Below are 827 nucleotides of genomic sequence, written 5' to 3'. Positions count from 1 at the left end.
CAGGGCTGACGCATCAGTGTTTATACTTTGAACAACCCCATACATTCGAACAAATATTGTTCATTCAGACAGCAGAGCCTGCGCTTGTTGGCCATGCTCAGATTACGTGACTTGTTTTGCTTCAGTATGTTCAGTATCCACTGCCTGATGACCGCTAAGTTTTCCCCAGCGAAGCCCGCTCTGGCCTGAAGTTGATCCTCTCCGAACGCAATATCTAAAGTCCAGTGCAGCAGATTTTCTACCGACCAGTGTGCTCGGGTTGCCTTCAGCGCTGAGGTGGCATCCAACGCTCGGCTACTTATATAAAATCTCACGAAATCATAGCCTTTGCCATTTTCAACTCGCTCAGCCTGCACGGCTATGATTGTCTTCGCTTTCCACTGCTGGCAAACAGACATGCTTTCATCAACCACCAGAACCCAACAACGTCGATGCTCTTTTCGCCCATGTTCTGAGTCAAATTGTTCAGTAAATCCGGGCCCCGAAACATCGGTTTCATTCTTATCCCAATACGCTTGGAACTGTTCTTTTACTTCAGTATTGAGGCTAGGTTGGTTGTCTTTCACCGCAAGCAGGTAATCCCCCGACTTCTTGAGGATGGTGTCAGCAATTTTGACCTGTGTACCCATTGCATCAATACTGACCAAACACCCTTTTAATTCAAGAGGTTGGAGTAGCTCAGGTATTGCCGTGATCTCGTTAGATTTGTCAGCGACTTTTTGCTGGCCAACACACATTCCCAGCTCAGTTGACCAGACATTGACCATATGAACAACGTTGGCTCCTCGCCCTTTAGCGGTAGCACGAAGAGCTTTACCATCAACCGC

Annotated in this window: 1 protein-coding gene; it reads right to left on the bottom strand. The window is 47.6% G+C overall.

The window, feature by feature from the left end; translation table 11 throughout:
- Positions 1-20 precede the first annotated feature (20 nt).
- Positions 21-827, bottom strand: an 807-nt coding sequence (locus KV201_RS22360) for an ISAs1 family transposase (RefSeq protein WP_226060654.1), incomplete at its 5' end; no start/stop codon positions are given.

The organism is Shewanella sp. SR1, from assembly GCF_020447145.1.
Lineage (GTDB): Bacteria > Pseudomonadota > Gammaproteobacteria > Enterobacterales > Shewanellaceae > Shewanella > Shewanella baltica.
The sequence above is the reverse complement of the archived record's forward strand: the minus strand, read 5'-3'. Positions and strand labels throughout refer to the sequence as shown.